Source organism: Gillisia sp. Hel1_33_143, from assembly GCF_900104765.1.
GTDB lineage: Bacteria > Bacteroidota > Bacteroidia > Flavobacteriales > Flavobacteriaceae > Gillisia.
On record NZ_LT629737.1, the window covers coordinates 293323 to 316032 of the forward strand.

The following is a 22710-nucleotide window of genomic DNA, read 5'->3' on the forward strand; positions in this document are numbered from 1 at the left end:
ACAAATATATATGCCTAATTTTAATTTGGCAAGGAAGTTTTTCCTTTTTTTATAACTTTTTTTAAAAGAATAAAAAGGGATTGCAGCCTCTGTAAATATTTGAATAGAATAAATGAAAAGAAGATCTAAGTATATGAAGTGTGCCCCAGCCCTATGTAGGGAAGCTCTTCTCCCGGAATGTAGCTTTTCGCGAAATACAGCGGCAATGTGCTGACCGGGTTTTGAAAATGAATTAAACGTGTTAAGTAAAAACTAAAGTGGACTAGACTTCAATCATGTAGATTGGAATGGAGTTTGGCCGCTTCCCGCCTTTTCTCGGGAACAAGCGGACAAGTGGAATGCAAATAGGAAGCTTTGGAGTTTTGCCCGAGACTTTTATAATGAAGCGCTTTTCCCGAAATGTAGCTTTTTCTGTGGAATGTAGGGGAATGGGCTGAATGTTGATTTGAACAATCAATATTGTTAAAGTCAAAGCACCATTATGACAACAGATTATCAATTCATAATTTGGAAATTATGGATTGTTAATTCCAAATCCATTAAAGTTTTCTACTGAATATTCGGAATTATGGGATTGTGTTGGATTTTTAAAATATCCTAGCTTCTGCTGTATTTCTTTTGCATTTTTTATAAATTCATCAGTGATTTCAGGAATGTAGTGATAGCAGATATCATACACACTTTCATCTTTACCGTTTGAACCAATACCTATTCCAATAATTGTATCTACGGAGGGATTTAAATATCGTGCAACAATACATCTCAACTCTAACTCTTTCTCTTTTCCCTCCCAATTTTTTTGGGTTAGAGGCATAAATACATACATATGTTTAGCACCTGGCTGTGGAAGAAGCATTCTACCAATTGATTTCTTTTTAATGGCATTATCAAGGGCTAAACCTAGTTCAGTTCTGTGTATTCTGTCCTCTTGGTTTATTATTCGGATTGCATTTTCTAAATCTTGAATTTGCTGGCTATTTGTTGTTTTATTTATATGATATTCGTGTAATTGGGTTATCATATAATCCCAAATAAAACTCGGTATAATACGTTTTCTCCAATCACTATAATCTTCTGACTTAATATAACTTTCCCAAAGTCCACCTGAACCAGCTACTGCATCGACTGGATAATCAAATTCAAGCCCTGTTTGGATATAAAGGGCAAAAAAATCGGTTTCTTCTGGAAGTAACATATGATTCGAAGAAAGAAAACTTTCCTTTACTTCCAGGTATCTTGTAAAATCAGTTATTGTATCAAGTTCACTTATAATAGTTGCTGTTGACTTTTCGTCAAATACGTGTATAAAACCCCTCTTATTTATTCCCATTGGTAACGGAAAATCATATTCACTTCCAAAGGCAATTGCAATTCTATAAATGGTTTGCAATTTTTTATCTGGTAGCTTAACCTTTGTAATACGGTTTTTTAATTTTATTTCTTTAATATTTTTCAAAAACCTTTCTGCTCCATAAAGCTGTTGAATTGAATCGTCCACAGCCTTTTTAACCCACCTTGTATACTGAATACTTTTATCTTTATGATTTGATACTTGGATATCTTTAACAGATATCAAAATGATTGTGTTACCGCATACAACAAGAACATCACATAACTCTTTGTCTTTCTTGCCCAACGGATTTGGAAAACTCCAAAATGGTAAAAAAGACTTCTTACATAAATTCGCTACGTATTTTTCTGAAGGTGTCATTATATCTTAATTAATCCTGTTCCTTAAGTTTTTTGTTTAGTTAGGTGTGGTATGTTTTAGGAAGGCTTACAATACTATGACCTGATTAGCCTCCTTTTTTTATACTTATAATAATTCCACTGCCTTGTACCAATAATAAAAGATGGTTTTATCTGGTTGTCGTTTTAATTTGTTCAAGAATAACCAATCCTCTTTTTCTATAGTAAGTGTAGATATATCCTGTCCTTCATAATATTCAATTTCAGTAATTTCGGGCTGTAATAAAAGTGCATTCAAATAAGCTACTCTCGCCGAAGCTGCCATTGCCTCTTCTATCCTGAAATGTCCTGTCATAAGAAAAGCACTTCCAAAACTTCGTATACCCAAGTTCAAATCAGTAAATTTTTTTTTGGTTTCGGCTGTTGGATTGCGTTCTCTTCTGGCTATGATTGCACAGGTGTTTAAGGAATCCCATAATACATCTTTTTCTTTTAAATTTTTGCTACTAAAATCTTTATCGGAACTTCGATAAGATAGTTCTGCTTTTGAGAAAGCGGAAAAACTTGCTTTAACGATAGACATATCCGTAATATTTTCAAACAACTTCCCTAAATCGAACAATTGCTTACAGATTTCCATTGTAAATAACTGGTCGCCCTTATAATAGGGAATACCGATGGTCTCTGGTGCAAAAGCAGTAAGCTTATCGCCACAGATGGAATTTACCGAAGGTGTGGCAATTGATATTATAGGTTTAGCAATCGATAGCCACGAAATCTCAACTGAAGATTCTATAAGTTCTGGATAATGTGGACTGTCAAAAAGAACATCCAAAAGAATAGTTCCTGGAACGTTCGGGTTGTAATCTGAATCAAATTCAAAAGTATAATGTGCCTTTGGAACGCCTTCTTTGTAGCTTCGACGTTCATTCAAAGTATGGCTTTTAAAATGTGAGTTGGCAACAACCGCATCAAGAATTTTTTCCAATGGGTCACGCTCTACACTCGAAATAATATCGATATCTATTGAAAACCGATTGCCTTCTTCAAGTAAAAGCACGAGTGATGTGCCGCCTTTAAAGACAAAATCAAGCCCTTCTATCTTTAGATGTTCTAATAAAGAAAATGCGTGAACCATTTTTTCTAGAATGGTTACGTTAATGCCTTTATGTTCTTTTTTTGACCGGAAAATATCCAACCATTCCTTTGTGAAGCTTTTGTTTTCAATCATTGATTATATTCTCTAAAATATTCGGTATGTGGTTATTGATAAACTGCTTGATTTCCTGTTCTTTCTTTCGTCTTTTCGCATAGCTAAAAAGCTTTGTGAAATTAATGCTGTATCGTTCAAGTATCTTTTCATAAATGTTTATAAGTTCAGAGCCTTGGTAAAAATGGAACAGGTTTTCATCTGCAAACAAGTCCACCATTATTTTTTCAAGCGTGGCAATGGGAACTACATTTTTTTTATCTTTCAGCTTGCTTATCGGTGCTCTTGTAACGAGACGTTTTATGACCACGGGGACAGCACTCTCGGAAATGTAGAATTCAATTTCCTTGTCATCGGGATTCAAGAAAAAATCCATTTTCAATGAATCATTTAGATAATAGTAGAGCGATTCTGTAAATTCCTTTTCCACTTCCACCACAATCATTTGATTGGATACCTGATGCTGTGTAAATTCATTGAACCATTGGTTTTCCCATATAGCATATTGGATTTCCTTAAACCGTTCATTGGTCTTACTTGCTATTTTTAGAACGCTATCAGACAGTACTGGTCTATACTTGGGTTTATAGGATATGATATACAACCCACGACCAATAGTTTTGATGATGTCCTTTTTCTTCAGGTCATAAATTCGCCAACTAAAGGTGCTTTCCTTCAAATCCGGTTCAAAGTCCAGATAGAACTGAAATAGTTCATCCCTATCAAAAGAACCACGTTCCTTAAATGCTTCTATAAGCTTATTTTCTACAATCTTTGGCATAATCTCTATATCAAAACTTTACCAAAAGTACAAAAAAGTGGCGAATATTTGAAAACTAATTATTGCCACTATATAAATAAAGTGGTAAATATTTGAAATTATTAATACTATCTTTGAAAAAAACAATAACTAAAACCATCGATAGAAATGTTGTTTAAAGCAGACTAAACAATAAAAGTGTTGATTAGGAATGAAGCGTTGCTGCTTTTTTCGCGGCAGGATAAACGCAATGGAAATGGAAGCTTTGGAGTTTTGCCCAAGACTTTTGTAATGAAGCTCTTTCCCCGAAATGTAGCTTTTTCTGAGGAACGTAGGGGAATGGGCTGAGTGGAATCGAATGGGAAAAATATTCATATCAAAAAGGATGAAAAGATTAAGAATATTTAAATTGGTGATCTATTAAGATTTTTATGTCCGAAAAAAAGAAACAACATTATGTTCCAAAATTTTATTTGAAATTTTTCAGTATTAAGCATAATCAAAAGCACATAAAATTATGTTTAAAAAAATCAGGTGAAATTATTCAACAAGCAGATTTAGTGAGCCAAGCACAAGAATCATATTTTTATGGTAAGGATTTAGAAAGAGAAAAATGGTTTGGAACCATTGAGGATACCACCTCTGTTATTCTAAAGGAAGTAGTTAAAACGAAAACTTTACCTAAAAACAACTCCGATGACTACTATTGGATCTGGCTATTTATTTTACTTCAAGCCTATCGCACGCGAGCACATGCAGATGAGTTCAATGATATAATTGATAAAACAATGAAAACTGCAATGAAATTTGAATCTCAATTCAAAGATTTTGAATATGACAATTATTTCTTTGCTTACGATGATGCAATTGAAAAAACAATGGACATTTTACTTAAGAGCCTACCAATGATGAGAGATATGCAAATAAAGCTACTTCTTAATAAAACTACTGAAGAAATTATAACCAGTGATAACCCAGTTTCCAAATACAATCAATTCTTAGAATCCAGGAAATTTCCTTATGGACACAATGGTATGGCAAGCAAAGGTTTACAGATTCTATATCCATTAGCTCCAGATTTGATGCTATTAATGTACGACCCCAAAATATATAAAGTGGGAAATAGAAAACAATTCAGTCAGATAGTAATAAATGAAAAAGATGTTGGAGTTTTAAATCTTTTAACCTGTTTATATGCAAATAAGGTTTTGTATTCCACAAACAATGTAACTGATTTTCATTTTGAACAATTGCTGGAAAATTCCAACAAATTCAAAAATCAAAAGAAACTGGAATTGAAATATTATGATCCCGTTACAAACTATGATGAAACTAAATCGGTCATAGTTCAACATCATAAAACACCTTATATGCTTAACCTTAACTTATCTTTTGTTAAACAAACCCAGCATGCTAAATCTTATAAGTTGTCAGGCTGCTATTCAGAAATTAGGGATGAAAGCTATCGCAATAAAAGATAAATTATTCCCATTTCATTTTCTGCAACCGTACAGCATTTATTATCGCCAATAAAGCTACACCAACATCAGCAAAAACAGCTCCCCACATAGTTGCCATTCCTACTGCACCTAAAATTAACACTAGGGCCTTCACTCCAAAAGCAAGACATATGTTTTGCCAAACGATACGTCTTGTAAAACGCCCTATTTTGATGGCTCTCGCTATTTTGGAAGGTTGGTCTGTCTGGATAATAACATCTGCCGTTTCGATGGCCACATCACTGCCCAAAACACACCATTGCAATATCCACATCGCTAGTTGCCAAACCAGGTGTTATGTTGCCCTATTTAATTTTGATTACTCTATTTCTATAATTGCTCAGGTAATAAAGCAACATTAGAATCCCAAGTAAAACCAGTTGTGATACCAGACTTTCCAATGTAGGATAGATTCCCAACCAATCAATCTTAAGGGTAACCGGAAAGCCGGTTATAGAAAGCCATCCAGCCTCCTGAATGGCGTGGACACCCTTGCCGATAAGGATTACAGCCAAAAGGGTTATTATCCAAGAAGAATACCTAAAAAGTAGCCTGACAGGTATTTTTTTGGAATATTTCAGGAAAATAAAGGCAATTAATCCTATCAAAGCGAAAGCTGCCAAAACACCAAACCCGATAGATGATTGGTCGCCTGCTTGGGTTTCCAATCCAATTGCCTGTAGAAAAAGGATTGATTCAAAAGCTTCGCGAAAAACAACCATAAATGAAAAGAAGGCCAGCCCAATCATTTTTTCGCCCTTCAATTGTGCCACAACCTTTTTTTCAATAAACTCTTTCCACTTTTTGGAATGGGAATGGTTATGTAGCCAAAAACCGACAAAGGCAAGTACAATAACCGCTATCAAAGAGATCATCCCCTCCATTATCTCCCTATTCTGTCCACTTATGCCAATAATCCAATCTGAAAGGAACCATCCTGCCACCCCCATTAGAATGGCAATTATCCATCCCCCGTGAATATAAGGTAAAGCTTTTTTTGCCCCTGGTGTACTGCGTATTAGTGCCAAGATAAGGGCAATGATCAAAAAGGCTTCCAGTCCTTCCCGTAACATAATAGATGCGGATAAAAAGAAAGACAACCAGTAATTAATCTTTTCATCGTCCATCATTTTTTGGGCACTGTCAATTGTTGAGAGTGCACTATTTATTTTGTTTTCGACCTCTTTTGGATTTTCGCCTTGTTCAATCGTCTGCCTTACGTCCATCATTTTTTGCTCCAATTGCGAGGTAAATTCAGGGTCGTTTGCTTTTAGGCGCACTTCTACAGGTTCAATTCCTTCCAAATAGGCAGCAAGAGCTTTTTGGCGTGATTCGTCTTTATTGCCATTTTTATAGCTTGCCAATGCTTGATAAAGATAATCCCTCGCGATGCTTAAACTGGATTGCGATAGTTTTTCCGAAGGGGAAAAAGCCCTTAACGCTTTCAGCTTTTTTTGTCCCTGCATATCTGAACCGAGTTTGTTCGATAATTCATTATCGGATAAGGTGGCAACTTCTTTTAGGGAGATGTTACCATATTCCTGATTGAATATTTTTTTTAGGTTTACGGAATCTATTTTTTGTTTTTGAAACCGTAGTGATTTGACATAAAAGGCCAAATCCCAGGCTTCCTTATCGCTCAGTTCTGTAAATGCGCGCATAGCCGTCCCTTCCACGCCCAGTTTTACCGTATTATAAGCTTCAAACGGGGACAAGTCAGACATTAGGGAATCATTTAAAAAATTTGCCGGTGCCGGTTTTAACCCGATTGCTAAACTTCCATTTCCAGCGCCTTTTAGCCCGTGGCATTGAACACAGTTCAGCAAATACAGGCTTTGGCCATTTGATATACCCGGCCAATTTTGGGGAGCAACTTCATAACCGGTCACTTTAATGATCGCCCATTTTGATTTTTCTGCTAAGTCCTTGACTTTTTTGCTGGGAGCTTTATCCTGGACAAGGTTTTTTAGATCATTTAAGTCAGAAAGAATAGACTGGCCGGACTCGGAAGGCAGGTTTATCGCTTTGGCCAAATTGAATATCTTTGCGCTAAACTCCTGCATTTCGGCATATTCCGCCTTATCGAGTACCCTGCCATCCCTTACCGCCGTTGGATAATCTTTTGAAAGATAGTCCAGAAGGTGGATTACACTTTGAATACTAGTATCCTTATCCTTGGCGGAAATCTGAAGAGCCGAGAAAAATATAAAAACATATAGAAAATATGAAGGGATTGAATGGTTTGATATCATTGGGAAAGTATAAAAAATTAACTATTGTTATTTAGACTAAATATAAACAAAGGTATCATATTTTGTAAATCACTATACATTATGCGCCTTTTTTTTCTGGTTTATAAACTTTTTCCTTTCGTCTATTTCTTCTATTTTGAGATATAATAACATACTATTCCCAATTCATTTTCTGTAATCGAATGGCATTGAGTATTGCCAGAAAGGCCACTCCAACGTCTGCAAAAACAGCCTCCCACATTGTAGCCATCCCCATTGCGCCCAAAATCATAACAATGATTTTTACACCAAAGGCCAAACCAATATTCTGCCAGACGATACGACGTGTAGAACGACCGATTTTTATTGCTCTTGCAATTTTTGAAGGTTGGTCGGTCTGGATGATAACATCTGCCGTTTCAATGGCCACATCGCTGCCCAAGCCACCCATTGCGATGCCAACATCGCTCGCTGCCAATACGGGGGCATCGTTGATACCATCACCAATAAAGGCTACTTTAGTGCCAACCTGTTTTTTTAAGGCCTCTACTTCGTTTAACTTATCTTCAGGAAGCAGTCCGCCTTTTGCCCAATCAACACCCATTTCTTTTGCCACTTGTTGGGTTATGGAATCCTTGTCTCCAGATAGCATTATGATTTTGGAAATACCCGATTCCCGAATCTGCTTTATTGCTTCGTGGGCATCTTCTTTCAGTTCATCCGCAATGGTTATATAGCCGGCAAAAGTGCCATCAATAGCGACCATAACTATTGATTCTACTATTGTATCGGTTTCCGCAGGAACTTCTATTTTATTGGCTGTCATCAAAGCCTTATTTCCTGCCAAGACCATTTTTCCGTTAACGGTACCCTTGAGGCCTTTGCCTGCTATTTCCGTTACTTTCGTGGCGCTGAATTTTTTTATTTGTAATTCGTACTGCATAACGGCACGGGCAATGGGGTGTGTGGATTGCTCTTCCATTGCGAGCAGATAGTTCATAAACTCTTTTTCTGCAAAAGCAGAACTTACAATTTGCTTGATTTTAAAAACCCCGTGGGTTACGGTTCCGGTTTTATCCATAACCACGGTATTCACTTGGGTCATCGTATCCAAAAAGGAGGCACCTTTGAAAAGAATACCATTTCGGGATGCAGCACCCAATCCGCCGAAATAACCCAGAGGAATGGAAATGACCAACGCACAGGGACAGGATATCACAAGGAAAATCAATGCCCTGTACAACCAATCACTAAATACATAATTTTCAACAATAAAATAGGGCAGGACCGTTAAGCAAATAGCCAAAAAAACTACGATAGGGGTGTAAATGCGAGCGAATTTTCTAATGAACAATTCGGTCTTTGATTTACGAGCGGTCGCATTCTGCACCATATCCAGGATCCGGGCTATGGAACTGTCCTTGAATTCTTTTGTTGACTGAATCTCGATAACACCTTCTAGATTTATGCTTCCTGCAAATACCTTGTCACCCTTTGAAATTGCATCGGGCTTGCTTTCTCCCGTAATGGCAGCAGTGTTTACCGATGCCTTTTGAGAAAGTAGCACTCCATCCAAAGGAATTTTTTCCCCTACCCGGATTTGAACTTTTTCCCCAATTTCTACAGTTTCAGGGTCAACCGAAACATAATCGCCGTTCCGATAGACCAAAGCCGTATTGGGTCTTACATCCAATAGTGCCTTTATGTTGCCCTTAGCTCTTTTTACGGCTGCGTTTTGGAACAGTTCGCCTACGGCATAGAATAGCATTACGGCCACACCTTCCGGATATTCCCCAATGGCGAACGCCCCTAAGGTTGCGATGGACATCAGGAAGAATTCGGTAAAGAAATCCCCCTGTTTAATACTTTCCCAACCCTCTTTTATTACAGGAAATCCAACTGGGATATACGCAACCACGTACCAGAGGATGCGGATCCAGCCCGAAAATTGGGGAAATGTTTCAAAATAGTCAAAAAGGATGCCTGCTATCAGCATTACAAAACTGAATATGGAAGGTATATATTCCCTAATGCTCAGCTGTGATGAAACTTTGTTATTCATAGAACCTTCCTTTTTGCCGCTATCATCGACCTTGAGATCCCTTAAGTTTAATTTTTTCTTTTTCATATTTCTGTATTAATATTTGTACGAATCCAATGAAATAGCCTCAAACTGATTTAAATACGTTCATTATTAATCGTTGTTTAAAACTGTTCCGGACCTGCGGTATATTTAGGGTGTTTTTTATTCGAAATGTTCAGGTCTTTACGTCCTTTGTTTTGAAAAATCAGGAGTGAAATCACGCCCATACTAATCCAAACATCCGCAGTATTGAATACCGGGTCAAAAAACGTAAATTTGTTACCTCCCCATTGCGGCAACCAATCCGGAAGCCTTGTATCTATAATTGGAAAGAACCACATATCGACCACATTGCCATTTAAAAATCCAGAATAACCACCTCTTGCAGGGAAAATTTCTGCAATGTTCTGAAGCGCTGGATCACTTTTTTCAAAAATCATCCCGTAGAAGGCTCCATCAATCAAGTTGCCCAATGCACCTGCGTATATAAATGCTGCACAGATTATTAAGACCTTGGTATATCCCTTGCTAATCATCTTTTTGATATAAAAGGTTCCCCAAACAATAGCGGCTAATCGGAATAAGATTAAAACAACCTTGGCTAGATAACCTTCGCCAAACTTCAATCCCCAGGCCATCCCGGGGTTTTCCAAGAAATGTAAGCGAAACCAATCCTGTCCAAATACATAATATTCCTCTCCATAATAGAAATGGGTCTTTACATATATCTTTATTGCCTGGTCTATAGCCAACAACAGTAAAATCAATAAGATTATATTTCTATTCTTCATAATTGTCTTGGTGTCACCCAATGCTTTGCGAAAACGCACATTTAAATTATTTGGACAATTTTAAAATCTTAATCGCTCCCTGCATAACAAACGTGAAAACAATAGCTCCAATAACCAAATCTGGCCATTTACTATCTAAAAAATATACCAAGGTTCCCGCTAATATGACACCTCCGTTTACTATAATATCGTTGGAGGTAAAAATCGCGCTCGCCTGCATATGGGCTTCCTTACTTTTGGCTTTGTTAATCAACCAAAGCGAAATAAGATTACCAAGTAAGGCAAATATGGAAACAATGATCATCCATTGGAATAAAGGTGTTTCGCTTTCAGTAAAAAACCTTCTCAATACTTCCATAAATCCAAGTGTCGCCAGAGCCATCTGAAAGTATCCGCTGAATTTCGCCACTTTCTTTTTTCTAGCAATAGCACCGCCGACCGCAAAAAGACTCAACGCGTACACGATGGAATCTGCCAACATATCCAACGAATCTGCAATTAGACCCATAGAAGAAGAAATCCAACCCGTAGTCATTTCGATGACGAAAAATCCAAAATTGATTCCTAAGACCCACCAAAGAATTTTTTTTTGTTTGGATTGGTCTTCCATTACAGGAGGTTCGGCTTCTTCGGTTCCCTGAAGTGTTTCATTGAACTTTAATTCGGCAATTGATGAACGTATCTCTTCGATCGCTTCTAAATGGTACACTTCCAACTTTCTGTTGGGTATATCAAAATCCAAGTATTTAACCTGGGTGTAAGTCTCTAATTTCATCCGAATCATCTGCTCTTCCGAGGGACAGTCCATTTTACTTATTATGAAAGTGCTTTTGTTCATTATTATGTACTATTGGATTATTTAATTTAAATCTTGATTATTTGCTATTTGAAATATTCAAGTTTGCTCCATTTTTGTTAAGATCTACTATTTTTAATTTTATCTTTAATATATGTCTCGGCTTCGCCTAGGGTAGTTATTTTTTCTGCTTCATCATCTGAAATGACTATATTAAACTCATTTTCAAACTCCAGCATCAATTCCACCATATCCAAAATATCCGCTCCCAGGTCTTCCCTAAAATTTGCTTCTGGTCTCAACAAGTTTGGATGTCTTCCAAATTTATCGGTCAGGAGCTTGTTGAACCTTTTTTTTAAATTTTCCATTAGTGCTTCATTTGTTTATGCGATTCTATATATCTTTCCAAGATTGACTTCAAGCTATCCAAATATTCCACAAACGAGCTGACGGAAATCTTTGGTGTTTCGCAATCAGGGATTGTAATAGGGTTTTCATCAAGATATTGGTATAGTTCGGGGTAGTCCTGTTCAATTCTCAATGTCAGTTCATTAATTTCCTTGGTCAATTGCTGAAGCTTCTTCATTCTTTTTAATTTTATTGTGCCAGTTTTTGTAAAAATTAAATATGCAATGCCCTATCATCGGTAGCGGCCAGACACGCCTCCTTAAAGGTCTCTGAAAAAGTGGGGTGCCCGTGTGACATCCTTGCAATATCTTCGGCAGATGCCCTAAATTCCATTGCTACCACCGCTTCGGTATAACTATCTGCAATGCGAGGCCCTATCATATGTACACCCAATATCTCATCGGTCTGCTTATCTGTAATCACTTTGATGAAACCATCTGTATCCATACTAATTTTTGCCCTTGCATTAGCCTTAAATGGGAAAGACCCTGTTTTTATACTTCTATTGGCCTTCTTTAGTTCTTCTTCGGTCAAGCCTACGCCGGCAACCTCTGGCTGGGTGTAAATAATATTAGGTATCAGCGAATAATTGATATGTGGCTTTTGTCCGACAATTCTTTCGGCTACAAAAACACCCTCTTCACTGGCCTTATGGGCAAGCATTGCTCCTCGAATTACGTCTCCTATGGCATACACCCCTTTGACATTAGTTTCAAGGTTTTCATCTACTGATATCTGTCCCTTTTCATTGGTTTCCACTCCTATATTCTCAAGTCCTAAATTGTCGGTGTACGGGTTACGACCAATGGCCATAAGGCAAAAATCGCCTTCTAAACTCATTTCTTTTTTATTGGAAAGGTTTTCAGCTTTCAATTCCACTTTGTTATCTATCGTTCTTGCTTCCGTGACCTTATGTCCCAAATAAAATTCGACACCCTGTTTTCTTAAGGAACGGTGCAATTGATGTCCCAAAGAGCTATCCATAGTGGCTATGAGACTATCAAAATATTCTACAATAGAAACCTTTGAACCCAAGCGGGCAAATACGGAACCTATCTCTACACCGATAACCCCACCGCCAACGACCATTAAATGTTTGGGGATTTCTTGTAAGGCAAGGGCTTCGGTAGAAGAGATAATCCTCTTTTTGTCTATTTTGATATTAGGTAGCGAAGCGGGTTTGGATCCGGTGGCAATTATGATTTTATCTGTTTCTATGATTTCTGTTTTATCTTTACCCTTAATTTCAATCGTATTTTTGTCCTTAATACTGCCATGGCCTTCATATACGGTAACTTTGTTCTTTTTCATCAAATAGTCAACTCCATTGATGATTTCCTTTACGACGTCCTGAACCCTTTGGTTCATTTTTACGATATCGACATTTGCTTCTTTTACATCAATCCCAAAATTTTCAAATTGATGCTTGAGTTTGTAATAATGTTCAGAGGCTTCCAGCCAGGCTTTTGATGGGATGCAGCCCACATTAAGACAGGTGCCTCCCAACGTGCTGTACCTTTCAACAATGGCCACTTTTAAACCTAACTGGGCGCAACGGATGGCACTTACATATCCGCCCGGGCCAGATCCTATAATTGTTACATCAAATTTTTCCATAGTTACATAATTTTTTTTAAGTTAGAGAAGGTGGAAGAAACCTGAACCTGACCATTGGGCGCAAGGGTTTAAAGTTCTCGTCATCCACCTGTTATTTCTCCCTGCATTTTTTACATATCCCTATTAAGACCAAATTCATATTGTTTACCTCATATTCGTCCGGCAAGCTTTCTTCCGGTATCTTATTTGGTAAACAGATCGTTTTCCTACAATCGGTACAATGAAAGTGCATATGTAAATCTGTACCGTATTTACCCTTGGTGTTTTCGTCAGAAACTGCATATTTCGCAATGGCTGTTCCATCGTCGATTTGGTGCACCATACGCTTTTCCTCAAAAAGTTTTATCGCCCTATAGAATGTGGTTTTATTAGCTGTTTTATTTTTTTCGCTCTTGACAACAAAGACATTTTGCATTTCCTTTAAGGTTAGGGCATATGTTTTCCTTTTGAGGTATTTATAAATCTTCAACCTCATTACAGTAGGGCGTATCCCTTTGGTAAATAATATTTTTTCCGTTGTTGTCATAGCAAAACTCTTCAAAAATCGATTTTATAAAAGGCCGGCCAGTACTATGCCTGTTCACCTTTTATTCAATTTTAAAGTTGCGCATCATTCCCATATCTTCGTGTTCCAGATTATGGCAGTGGTATAAAAAGAGCCCTTTAAAGTCTTCAAAGCGCATAATTAGTTTAACACTCATACCTGGCATTAACAGAACCGTGTCTTGCCAACCCTCATCTATAAATCCATCCTTAACCGAATTCCAAATCCTGCTGTCCACTTTAGAAACGTCCCTTTCAAGAATATTAAATTGTAAATGATGAATATGAAAAGGGTGCGGCATTTGCATTCCCCCTTCCATCATTCCTCTGTCGCTTTCCATTTCTCCACGGTCTCGCATTCGACCTCTTTCTCCCATCATATTGCCATTGCCCATCATTCCACCACCACTATTTATGATTTCCCAAATTTCAGTTGTATCTAATTTAACCGTTTCTTCTTCGGTAACCCCCGTCATTTCCCAAGTTCGTCCGTTGATTGTCCATTGCATTCGCCTCATAAAGAAGCGGAACGTTCTTGGATTGTTTCTATTAACGGCAGTGGCAGGATCAAGTTTATTGAATACTGCCAGTTTTTGTGAGAGCTGGAAGTTGTTGCTTCCTGCTTTATCGATGGAAATTTTCAATATTTCATACTCACTGCCTAGGGGAAGGTTGTTTCGACCCCTGCCCATCATTCCACCCATCATCCCCATCATCCCGGGAGAGAACGACAAACTTTTCATAATCATTTGGGAGCCTTGAGGTTTGTTCCTTAAATCGAGCCATACATCGATTCTTTCCGCAACGCCCAACATTATATAGGGTTTAGATTTAGGACTATCCAGTAAACTCCCATCCTTACCTATAATAACAAGGGGAGTGCCATCTTCCCAGGCTAACTTATAAAAGCGCGAATTGGAACCGTTGAGAAAACGCAGTCGATAGACGCATCCATTTTTAAAAGAAAGTTCCCTATCCGGATTTCCATTGACAAGAATTCGGTTGCCCAAAAAACCGTTCATCCTGTCCATACGTTCACGGTTTAGATATACCAATTGATTATTACCATCAAACTGACGATCTTGCAGTACAACGGGAACATCATATTCGCCAGATGGTAACTTCAACTGTTGTTCCTCATCGTCCGTAACTATAAAAAGTCCTGCTAGGCCATTATAAACCTGTGGTCCAGTACGTCCGTGGGGGTGTGGGTGGAACCAATAGGTGCCGGCACGGTTCATTATTTCAAATTCATACACATAGGTATCACCGTTTCCTATTACATCTTTAGGATGGCCATCATCCTTTTCTGGGACGTGCATTCCGTGCCAATGCACGATACTTTCCTCGGGTAATTGATTTTTGAATCGGATTCTTATTTTCTGCCCTTTCTTTACGCGAATCACAGGTCCTAAATAGCTCTCGCCCAATTTTTGGACTGCGGTTCCATTACCGGCAAGAACCTTTCCTTCAAACATCCAAACCTTGGTGGTATTTCCTTTAAACAATTGAACATTCGCCTCTTTCGCCGTCAGTTCCAAGTCCAAATCTGCTTGAAAATTGGAATTGATCGTATTTTCTTTTTCCGAAGCAAGCCCGTTACAAGAATTCAGAAGAGGCCAGGCAATAACAACAGTTGCCCCCAGGCTACCAAGCCTGATGAAGTTCCTCCTATCTATTTTGTTCTCATCCATTTTCTATTGAATTTTTGTTGTAAAAGTTTCTAAAAAAGAAGTGCAAAAAATTAAATTACTATCCTTTATCTTTATTCTCATCCTCGTCCATTTTACATTGGCACGTTCCATCTTCTTTTTTACACTCACATTCGCACTTCAGCCCTTTTTCTTTTTTCATTGTGGCCATTTTTTCCTTCATCATTTTTGACATCGTAGTGTCCTTTTCCACCATCTTCATCATTTTTTCCATCATTTCCATTCTCATCTCAGGATTGTTGCCAATGGCCGTCATAATTTGTTCCCTTTTTTCAGGATCCTTCAAAATTTTGTCTGTGTTTTGCGCATTGCTTTGAAAGCTTATCATCGAAGCCACCAAAATCATTAGAATACCTGCATTTTTAATTTGTTTCATAATATCTGTTTTTAAATGTTTATTAATTTTCTGTTTAAACCTCAATCCACTCTTTGGCAGTAGCGGAGTCCTTACTATCAAAATACCTGATATGTGCTCTGGAAAAGGGCATTATTAATCTGGTAAATTCTTCCTGATATCTGGGAGTACCTATAATCGCCACCTTCTCAAGGTGTATCTCTTTTTCAAGGTTCAGAAAATAATCTTTCTGAAACACCTCTGGTTTACAGCCCTGGGAATTCATCATTTCAAAATAACAACGGACATCTTTAGCAGTGTTAATTTGCTTATTCAACTCTGAAAAAAAGTTCTCGCAGTCATTGTGGTCAAGCACCCCTTTAGCTATAAAATAGAGGGTTTTATTTTTTTTAGTTATTGTTATCATTTTAAATATCTTTCAATTTTTAATAATCTAAAATCATAGTGAACCTTGACCTTCCTTCCCACACTTAATGCATATCCCCTGTACGATCAAATTGATATTTTCTGCCTTAAAACCTTCGGGTAAATTGATTTGGGGTATTTTATGGTCTGTGAGGCATATTGTTTCATCGCATTTATTACAGTGAAAATGCAAATGAAGATCGATGCCCATTTCACATTGACAATCTATACTACAAAGAGCATATTTGACAAGGCCTGAACCGTCTTCGATGGCGTGTACTAATTTATATTCCTCAAATGTTTTTATAGTACGGAAAAGTGTGCTACGCTCTGAACTTTTAAAATGTTTTTCGAGTTCGCCCAAACTTATTGCCACTTTCATTTTTGATAAATATTTGTAAGTTAGCAGGCGCATAGCGGTAGGTTTAACGCCCTTATCTTCCAGTTTTTTTACTATGTCTTCCATTTGTACATTAGGTTTTATAAATCATACCTCTTGAGAGATTCACCAGTTTTGATTTTAAAGGCATCGTCTATACTGGTTACATAAATTATTCCATCGCCCTTTTCCGGAGTTTTACCATTTTCTGTTATAATATCTATAGCTGATTGTGCCTCTTCGTTCTGGCAGACGAGTTCCAATTTTACCACAGGGCTATCGGTTACGTGAAAATCGAGAGAGGGCCTTGCACCTTTGGCTTTAAACGCCCCGGTCCCTTCAGCCTGTGATAAGGTCATACTTTTAAAACCTTTATCACATAGGGCTTCAATTACTCGCTGTATCCTATTCGGTTTTACAAATGCTTTTATTTCTTTCATATTTTGTTTTTTAAATTATTGATGAATGAAAATTTAGTCGTCATCTCCCAATTCTGATTTAATCATCTCGGAAGAGAGAATGTATGCTCCCTTTGTAACAATGGTTATATCTTTAGATATACCTGAAGGAAGGCTTATTTCCACATAGCCCAAATCACTTATCCCTATATTTACAGGAACCATATTGAACCTTAATTTATTTTCTTCTTTCTTGTCATTATCCTGTACGAAAATGAACGTTTTTTCACCATTTTTGACAATTGCATCCTCTGGTACCGCCAAGACCATTTTTTCACCTTGTACTATTCTACCTTCCACATACATTCCTGGAAGTAGGTCCTTATCTTTATTTTCGATATCTGCCAGAACTTCCAGAGCTTTTGGGTCGGTGTTGAAGGTTTTACCTACAGACCGAACGGTCGCTTTAAGCAGTTCATCTGGACGAGAGGCTGTTGAAAAATGTATCTGTTGCCCTTTCTTGATTTGCTTTATGTCCTTCTCATATACTTTAAAATTGACATAAATCTTTGAATTATCGCTTATTGAGAACATTTTGGATTGTTGTGCCACATAGTCGCCCAGGCTAATCATTACTTCATCCACATAGCCACTTATGGGTGTGGTAATGGGAACAGCGGAATATATCTGGCCTTCAGCTACTTTGTCTGGATTAATGCCCAACAGTCTCAATTGGGACCGCAAACCATTAACACTGGAGGTTGTTGAACGATATTGAGATTGCGCCATTTGGAACTCCTTACCCGAGGAAACCCCTTTATCATAAAGGGTCTGCTTACGTTCAAAATCCTGTTTCAAAAAGACCAGTTCATCATTTTTTTCCTGATATTCCTGTTGCATTGCTATAATATCTGGATGTTCTATATATGCAAGCACCTGTCCTTTTCTAACATTATCCCCAGGAACAACTTTTATGGAGCTTACATTACCACCAACAAACGGACTTATGTTCGCTTGGTCCTGTGGGAACAGTTCCAGCATTCCCGTAACTTTGATGTTATTCCCAAGATTCCTTTCTTCCAAAGTTTTGGTTTCCAAACCGATGGTTTCGGCCTGTTGCATTGTAAGTATAACAACGCCTTCTTCTCCTTCTTCTTCTTCATTATGTTCACCTTCCTCAACGTGAGCATCTCCGTTATTTTTCATTTTTTCAGAGGTTGAACTATTTTCATTATGACCCATTTCCGACTCGGGTTTATCATTGCAGCCTACCATCAAGAATGTTATTATTGCCGCACTTACTATTGCTATATTTCTCATTACTTATTCATTTTTTAGATTATAGGTTACCCAATTGGTATTGCAGCTCAATGGACTGCTGGTTAAACTGATTTATAAATTGTAAATGGTTTTGCTTGATCCTAATGGCACTATTCAGGATCGTGATATAGTTCACATAATCTATTTCACCTTCCTTTGAAGCTAGTTCTGCTGTAGATATTTGCTCTTCTGCCAAAAGCAATGCCCCTTCCTGATAGTAATTCAAGGTTTTTTGAGTTTTTTCCAAGGATTTTAAAAGTTGTGAAACCCTGCTTTCAGTAACCGCTTTTTGCTCTAAGTATTGATTTTCAGCAACCCTCGCATCTGCCTTGGCAGCCTTGACCCTTGATTTTTGTGGTAAGAACCAAAGCGGGATACTAATACCGGCCTGATAGGAGTTAAAACCAGATATATCATCAACGACTTGCCTTCCATAGGAAAGGTTGAACTTGGGCAAAAACTGTGATTTTTCCACACCAATATTTGCCTTGCTTACTTCAGCATTTTGCATTGAATACTGTAATAATGGATTGTCAGCTACGGATGCCGAATCAAGCACTGCCATATAATTCATCGTCTCGTACGGCAATCCTACTGTTTCGATTTCTTGATCAATTCCCAAATACTGCTTTAAGGCTCTTTTGGCAATTTCAATATTGTCATAGGCCTGTTGCCGCAATACTTGTATTTGTTGATATTCTGAGGAGGCTGCAATAAATTCCAGTTTTCCGGTTTCACCAGTGTCATAGCGCAATTGGGATGCAGTCCTAAAATTGGCATAAACGCTGTCCAATTGTTCTGCAAAACGCAATTGTGCCCTATTATAGTTAATTTGGTCATAGGCTTGCATCACATTGCGCACCAACTGTTGCTCATTTAAGGCATAAAACTTTTCTCCCAATTGAACCCTTTCCTTATAAAACTTGGATTTGGAAAAGCCCGAAAGCAAATCGATATTTCCCTGTTGAAACCCAATTGTGGTCTGCACTCCAGGAAGTCCATTGCCAATTTCTTCCTTTCCAGTAAACACTTGGGTGTTTCCCAAGTCGAAGCTAGTGCCCTTCATAGCCTGCTCCCGTTCAATAAATGCCCGACTTTCCTTTAATGAAGGATAATTCTTTTTGGCCATATCAATAGCTTCCTCCATAGTTATGGTTTGGGCTAGAGTCGTTTCTTGTGCATTCGCGGTATTTGAAGATAAAAATCCTCCCAAGCCTAAAAGCACGACAATAAGTGAAGTTCTTTTATTGATATAGCTTACATCGCCATCATTATCTTTTTTCTCTTTTCGTGCTTCAAGCCAATAATAGAGAACAGGAAGAACCACCAAGGTTAATAAGGTTGCCGTTAGTAAGCCCCCAATAACCACCGTTGCCAATGGTCGCTGTACTTCTGCACCACCTGATGTGGAAACCGCCATTGGGATAAAGCCCATTATAGCAGCAGTTGCCGTTAAAAGAATAGGGCGCAACCTCTCGTGTGTCGCTTCATAGATTCGGTCTCTAATGTTTGTCATTCCACTTTCTTTGAGTTCATTGAATTTATTGATGAGGACGAGGCCATTTAATACGGCAACCCCAAAGAGCACTATAAAGCCTACACCTGCCGAGATACTAAAGGGCATCCCGCGTATCCATAATGCGAACACCCCACCAATGGCGGCAAGAGGAACGGCCATATAAATCATAATGGATTGCGAAAATGAACCAAGGGCAAAATATAACAGTATAAATATGAGTGCCAAGGCTATAGGCACTACAATCATTAGACGGTCTGTAGCGCGCTGGAGGTTTTCGAAAGAACCACCGTAGGTAATATAGTAGCCAGGGGGAAGATTTAATTGGGCATCCAGTTTTTGCTGAATTTCCTCAACCATCGATTTTACATCACGTCCCCTTACATTGACCCCCACAGAAATACGCCTATAAGTATTATCTCTCGATATCTGCATAGGTCCAGGTTTATAACTAATATCGGCCACTTCTTTAAGAGGAACTTGTGCACCATTGGGAAGGTCGATATATAAATTCTTTAGACTATTAATGTCTTGACGGAATGACTCCGCAAGACGAATGACAACATCAAATCTTTTTTCTCCTTCAAAAACAACACTTGCTTTTTCTCCGGCAAATGATGCGCTTACATAATCGTTCAACTTGTCAATTGTCACGCCGTACTGAGCCATTTTAGCTCTGTTATATTCCACGGTCATCTGAGGAAGCCCACTGGTTGCCTCCGCTCGAACATCACCGGCTCCGGGGACAGTTTTTATAATTGAAGCCATTTCGTTTGCCTTCTCCGACAGTACGTCCAAATTTTCTCCATAAAGCTTTATTGCCACATCTTCTCGTACACCTGTGAGCAGTTCGTTAAAACGAAGTTCTACGGGTTGTGTGAATACAAAGTTCACACCTGGAATCACAGAAATACTCTCTTGAATTTTTTCGATAAGTTCTTCCTTAGTGTCTGCACTCGTCCATTTGCTTTTGTCTTTTTCAAGTATGATATAACTATCGGCAATATCCATAGGCATTGGATCGGTGGGTATTTCTGCCACACCAATTCTAGAAATCATTGTTTTGACTTCGGGAAACTTTGTAATGATATTCTGTAGCTTTTTTGAAGCTTCAATTGATTCGGTAAGACTACTACCTGGTTTAATAAGAGCTTGCATTGCGATATCGCCCTCATCAAATTTCGGGATGAATTCACCACCCATATTACTAAATATAAAGCCGGCTATCAATAATAAAGCAACAGCACTTATGATTACTCCGGCTTTAAATCTGAGGGCGAATGAAAGTAGGGGTCTATATACCTTATTAAGACCGGCCATAATACGATCACTAAACCTGTCAATCTTATTTTCAAACTTTGCGAACCAGCTATCTGGATTTCTTGCAGGTTTAAGGAATAGTGCGGAAATCATTGGGACGTAGGTAAGGCAAAGGATAATGGCTCCAAGAACCGCGAAACCAAAGGTAAATGCCATTGGACGGAACATTTTGCCTTCAACGCCCGTTAGGAATAAAATTGGGGTAAATACAATAAGGATTATTAATTGGCCAAAGAATGCGGAGTTCATCATTGTACTTGCAGATTCATAGGCGATTTCATCCATTTCTGCCTGATTGACAAGCTTGGTGGACTTTTTCATTCTTTGATGAATGTGGAAAACCATTCCCTCAACGATAATTACGGCACCATCCACGATAATCCCAAAATCAATGGCGCCCAGTGACATTAGGTTTGCCCAAACGCCAAACTGTTTCATTAAAATAAAGGCGAATAAAAGCGATAAAGGAATTACAGATGCAGTAATCAATCCACCGCGTAAGCTTCCCAACAAGAGAACGAGGACAAATATCACGATCAGTGAGCCTTCGACCAAATTCTTTTCTACTGTGCTGGTCGTTCTTCCAATAAGCTCGCTTCTGCTCAAAAAGGGTTCAATATAAACACCTTCAGGAAGGGATTTTTGAATTTCCTTTATTCGACTTTGTACATTGTTTATTACGTTATTGGCACTTTGCCCCTTAAGCATAAGAATTTGTCCGCCAACGGTTTCCTTTCCGTCTTGGGTAAACGCCCCATACCGTATTTGGCTCCCATAACCTACTTTTTCAGCCACGTCCCTTATTAATACTGGGGTGCCATTTTGTGTAATAACCACTGTGTTCTCTAAATCTTCAAGACTACGTGCTAGACCTTCTCCCCTTATAAAATTGGCCTGATGATTTTTTTCGATATAAGCTCCTCCAGTATTGGCGTTGTTCATTTTAAGGGCTTCAAACACTTCGCTCATCGTAATGCCAAAACTTTTGAGTTTATCTGGATTAAGAGCTATCTCATATTGCTTTACATATCCGCCAAAAGCATTGACTTCCACAACACCGGGGACGAGCGCCATTTGCCGTTTTACAATCCAATCCTGTATGGTGCGAAGCTCCATAGCATCATACTGGTCTTCATAGCCCTCCTTAATTTTTAAGGTGTATTGAAATATTTCCCCCAATCCTGTGGTAATGGGAGCCATAAAAGGCGACCCAAAACCTTCTGGTATTTCTTCACTGACCTCCGCTAACTTTTCTTGTACCAGTTGGCGAGGAAGATAGGTCCCTGCCTCATCGTCAAAAACGATGGTAACCACAGAAAGACCAAAGCGTGATACAGAACGTAGTTCTATGACATTAGGCAAGTTGGCCATTGCGAGTTCCACAGGGTAGGTCACAAATTGCTCGATGTCTTCAGTACCCAAGTTTGGGGCAGTGGTTATTACTTGCACTTGATTATTGGTTATATCTGGAACGGAACCCAGATTAATAGTGGCCATTGACCAAACGCCTGTACCTACAAGGGCTACTATTAACAGACCAATAATAAATTTATTATTGATTGAAAATGAAATGATTTTATTAATCATAAAAAAAGAAAGGTTTAATTCAGTGAAACTTATCGACACGAATTTGCCTTGAGCAAAATCATATCAAATTAGAATTGACCTCAAGAAAAAG

Annotated in this window: 19 protein-coding genes and 1 pseudogene; 1 reads left to right on the top strand and 19 read right to left on the bottom strand. The window is 38.2% G+C overall.

What is annotated here, in order from left to right:
* Window positions 1-514: 514 nt before the first annotated feature.
* From BLT84_RS16190 to BLT84_RS01360, 3 genes are all read right to left on the bottom strand, one after another.
* Window positions 515-1711 (bottom strand): NERD domain-containing protein, encoded by a 1197-nt coding sequence (locus BLT84_RS16190; RefSeq protein ID WP_197676599.1) that lies wholly within the window; start codon window positions 1709-1711, stop codon window positions 515-517.
* A gap of 105 nt (window positions 1712-1816) precedes the next feature.
* A complete protein-coding gene (locus BLT84_RS01355) occupies window positions 1817-2920 on the bottom strand; it encodes a nucleotidyl transferase AbiEii/AbiGii toxin family protein (RefSeq protein ID WP_091262356.1) in 1104 nt (367 codons plus the stop codon).
* A complete protein-coding gene (locus tag BLT84_RS01360; RefSeq protein WP_091262358.1) occupies window positions 2913-3680 on the bottom strand; it encodes a DUF6577 family protein in 768 nt (255 codons plus the stop codon). The genes BLT84_RS01355 and BLT84_RS01360 overlap by 8 nt, the downstream gene beginning before the upstream one ends.
* Window positions 3681-4090: 410 nt before the next feature.
* Between BLT84_RS01360 and BLT84_RS01365 the strand changes: the two genes are divergently transcribed.
* The gene (locus BLT84_RS01365) at window positions 4091-5140 is read left to right on the top strand and encodes a DUF4238 domain-containing protein (protein ID WP_091262360.1); all 1050 of its coding nucleotides are present in this window, start codon (window positions 4091-4093) and stop codon (window positions 5138-5140) included.
* A gap of 1 nt (window position 5141) precedes the next feature.
* Here the strand turns inward: BLT84_RS01365 and BLT84_RS01370 are convergent.
* The 16 genes and pseudogenes from BLT84_RS01370 to BLT84_RS01445 all read right to left on the bottom strand — a co-directional run.
* Window positions 5142-5460, bottom strand: a pseudogene (locus tag BLT84_RS01370) (heavy metal translocating P-type ATPase); the annotation flags it as partial.
* A gap of 3 nt (window positions 5461-5463) precedes the next feature.
* The gene (locus tag BLT84_RS01375; protein WP_091262362.1) at window positions 5464-7410 is read right to left on the bottom strand and encodes an FTR1 family protein; all 1947 of its coding nucleotides are present in this window, start codon (window positions 7408-7410) and stop codon (window positions 5464-5466) included.
* Between the two features lie 154 nt (window positions 7411-7564).
* A complete protein-coding gene (locus BLT84_RS01380; protein WP_091262364.1) occupies window positions 7565-9517 on the bottom strand; it encodes a heavy metal translocating P-type ATPase in 1953 nt (650 codons plus the stop codon).
* Between the two features lie 77 nt (window positions 9518-9594).
* On the bottom strand, window positions 9595-10263 hold the full coding sequence (locus BLT84_RS01385; protein WP_091262365.1) for a lipoprotein signal peptidase: 669 nt from the start codon (window positions 10261-10263) through the stop codon (window positions 9595-9597).
* Window positions 10264-10309: 46 nt separating this feature from the next.
* Window positions 10310-11101, bottom strand: coding sequence for a cation transporter (locus tag BLT84_RS01390; protein ID WP_172822430.1), 792 nt, complete (start codon window positions 11099-11101; stop codon window positions 10310-10312).
* A 77-nt stretch (window positions 11102-11178) separates the two neighbouring features.
* A complete protein-coding gene (gene acpP, locus BLT84_RS01395; RefSeq protein WP_091262367.1) occupies window positions 11179-11427 on the bottom strand; it encodes an acyl carrier protein in 249 nt (82 codons plus the stop codon).
* A complete protein-coding gene (locus BLT84_RS01400) occupies window positions 11427-11645 on the bottom strand; it encodes a hypothetical protein (protein WP_081990227.1) in 219 nt (72 codons plus the stop codon). Before BLT84_RS01400 ends, acpP begins: the two co-directional genes overlap by 1 nt.
* A gap of 35 nt (window positions 11646-11680) precedes the next feature.
* Window positions 11681-13084, bottom strand: coding sequence for a dihydrolipoyl dehydrogenase (gene lpdA, locus BLT84_RS01405; protein ID WP_091262369.1), 1404 nt, complete (start codon window positions 13082-13084; stop codon window positions 11681-11683).
* A gap of 91 nt (window positions 13085-13175) precedes the next feature.
* Complete coding sequence (locus tag BLT84_RS01410; RefSeq protein ID WP_091262371.1) at window positions 13176-13610, bottom strand: Fur family transcriptional regulator; 435 nt, start codon at window positions 13608-13610, stop codon at window positions 13176-13178.
* A 61-nt stretch (window positions 13611-13671) separates the two neighbouring features.
* Window positions 13672-15321, bottom strand: a complete 1650-nt coding sequence (locus BLT84_RS01415; RefSeq protein ID WP_091262373.1) for a multicopper oxidase family protein — start codon at window positions 15319-15321, stop codon at window positions 13672-13674.
* A 58-nt stretch (window positions 15322-15379) separates the two neighbouring features.
* Complete coding sequence (locus BLT84_RS01420; RefSeq protein WP_157717880.1) at window positions 15380-15715, bottom strand: hypothetical protein; 336 nt, start codon at window positions 15713-15715, stop codon at window positions 15380-15382.
* A gap of 34 nt (window positions 15716-15749) precedes the next feature.
* Window positions 15750-16100 (bottom strand): STAS/SEC14 domain-containing protein, encoded by a 351-nt coding sequence (locus BLT84_RS01425; protein ID WP_091262377.1) that lies wholly within the window; start codon window positions 16098-16100, stop codon window positions 15750-15752.
* Between the two features lie 33 nt (window positions 16101-16133).
* The gene (locus BLT84_RS01430) at window positions 16134-16565 is read right to left on the bottom strand and encodes a Fur family transcriptional regulator (protein ID WP_091262379.1); all 432 of its coding nucleotides are present in this window, start codon (window positions 16563-16565) and stop codon (window positions 16134-16136) included.
* Window positions 16566-16579: 14 nt separating this feature from the next.
* Window positions 16580-16918, bottom strand: coding sequence for a P-II family nitrogen regulator (locus BLT84_RS01435; protein ID WP_091262381.1), 339 nt, complete (start codon window positions 16916-16918; stop codon window positions 16580-16582).
* A gap of 33 nt (window positions 16919-16951) precedes the next feature.
* Complete coding sequence (locus BLT84_RS01440; RefSeq protein WP_091262383.1) at window positions 16952-18196, bottom strand: efflux RND transporter periplasmic adaptor subunit; 1245 nt, start codon at window positions 18194-18196, stop codon at window positions 16952-16954.
* Between the two features lie 19 nt (window positions 18197-18215).
* Complete coding sequence (locus BLT84_RS01445; protein ID WP_091262386.1) at window positions 18216-22619, bottom strand: CusA/CzcA family heavy metal efflux RND transporter; 4404 nt, start codon at window positions 22617-22619, stop codon at window positions 18216-18218.
* Between the last annotated feature and the right edge of the window lie 91 nt (window positions 22620-22710).

Bases quoted from the DNA above. Each gene is read 5' to 3' on its own strand.
- BLT84_RS16190 (WP_197676599.1), bottom strand. From the start codon at position 1,711: ATGACACCTTCAGAAAAATACGTAGCGAATTTATGTAAGAAGTCTTTT.
- BLT84_RS01355 (WP_091262356.1), bottom strand. From the start codon at position 2,920: ATGATTGAAAACAAAAGCTTCACAAAGGAATGGTTGGATATTTTCCGG.
- BLT84_RS01360 (WP_091262358.1), bottom strand. From the start codon at position 3,680: ATGCCAAAGATTGTAGAAAATAAGCTTATAGAAGCATTTAAGGAACGT.
- BLT84_RS01365 (WP_091262360.1), top strand. From the start codon at position 4,091: ATGTCCGAAAAAAAGAAACAACATTATGTTCCAAAATTTTATTTGAAA.
- BLT84_RS01375 (WP_091262362.1), bottom strand. From the start codon at position 7,410: ATGATATCAAACCATTCAATCCCTTCATATTTTCTATATGTTTTTATA.
- BLT84_RS01380 (WP_091262364.1), bottom strand. From the start codon at position 9,517: ATGAAAAAGAAAAAATTAAACTTAAGGGATCTCAAGGTCGATGATAGC.
- BLT84_RS01385 (WP_091262365.1), bottom strand. From the start codon at position 10,263: ATGAAGAATAGAAATATAATCTTATTGATTTTACTGTTGTTGGCTATA.
- BLT84_RS01390 (WP_172822430.1), bottom strand. From the start codon at position 11,101: ATGAACAAAAGCACTTTCATAATAAGTAAAATGGACTGTCCCTCGGAA.
- acpP (WP_091262367.1), bottom strand. From the start codon at position 11,427: ATGGAAAATTTAAAAAAAAGGTTCAACAAGCTCCTGACCGATAAATTT.
- BLT84_RS01400 (WP_081990227.1), bottom strand. From the start codon at position 11,645: ATGAAGAAGCTTCAGCAATTGACCAAGGAAATTAATGAACTGACATTG.
- lpdA (WP_091262369.1), bottom strand. From the start codon at position 13,084: ATGGAAAAATTTGATGTAACAATTATAGGATCTGGCCCGGGCGGATAT.
- BLT84_RS01410 (WP_091262371.1), bottom strand. From the start codon at position 13,610: ATGACAACAACGGAAAAAATATTATTTACCAAAGGGATACGCCCTACT.
- BLT84_RS01415 (WP_091262373.1), bottom strand. From the start codon at position 15,321: ATGGATGAGAACAAAATAGATAGGAGGAACTTCATCAGGCTTGGTAGC.
- BLT84_RS01420 (WP_157717880.1), bottom strand. From the start codon at position 15,715: ATGAAACAAATTAAAAATGCAGGTATTCTAATGATTTTGGTGGCTTCG.
- BLT84_RS01425 (WP_091262377.1), bottom strand. From the start codon at position 16,100: ATGATAACAATAACTAAAAAAAATAAAACCCTCTATTTTATAGCTAAA.
- BLT84_RS01430 (WP_091262379.1), bottom strand. From the start codon at position 16,565: ATGGAAGACATAGTAAAAAAACTGGAAGATAAGGGCGTTAAACCTACC.
- BLT84_RS01435 (WP_091262381.1), bottom strand. From the start codon at position 16,918: ATGAAAGAAATAAAAGCATTTGTAAAACCGAATAGGATACAGCGAGTA.
- BLT84_RS01440 (WP_091262383.1), bottom strand. From the start codon at position 18,196: ATGAGAAATATAGCAATAGTAAGTGCGGCAATAATAACATTCTTGATG.
- BLT84_RS01445 (WP_091262386.1), bottom strand. From the start codon at position 22,619: ATGATTAATAAAATCATTTCATTTTCAATCAATAATAAATTTATTATT.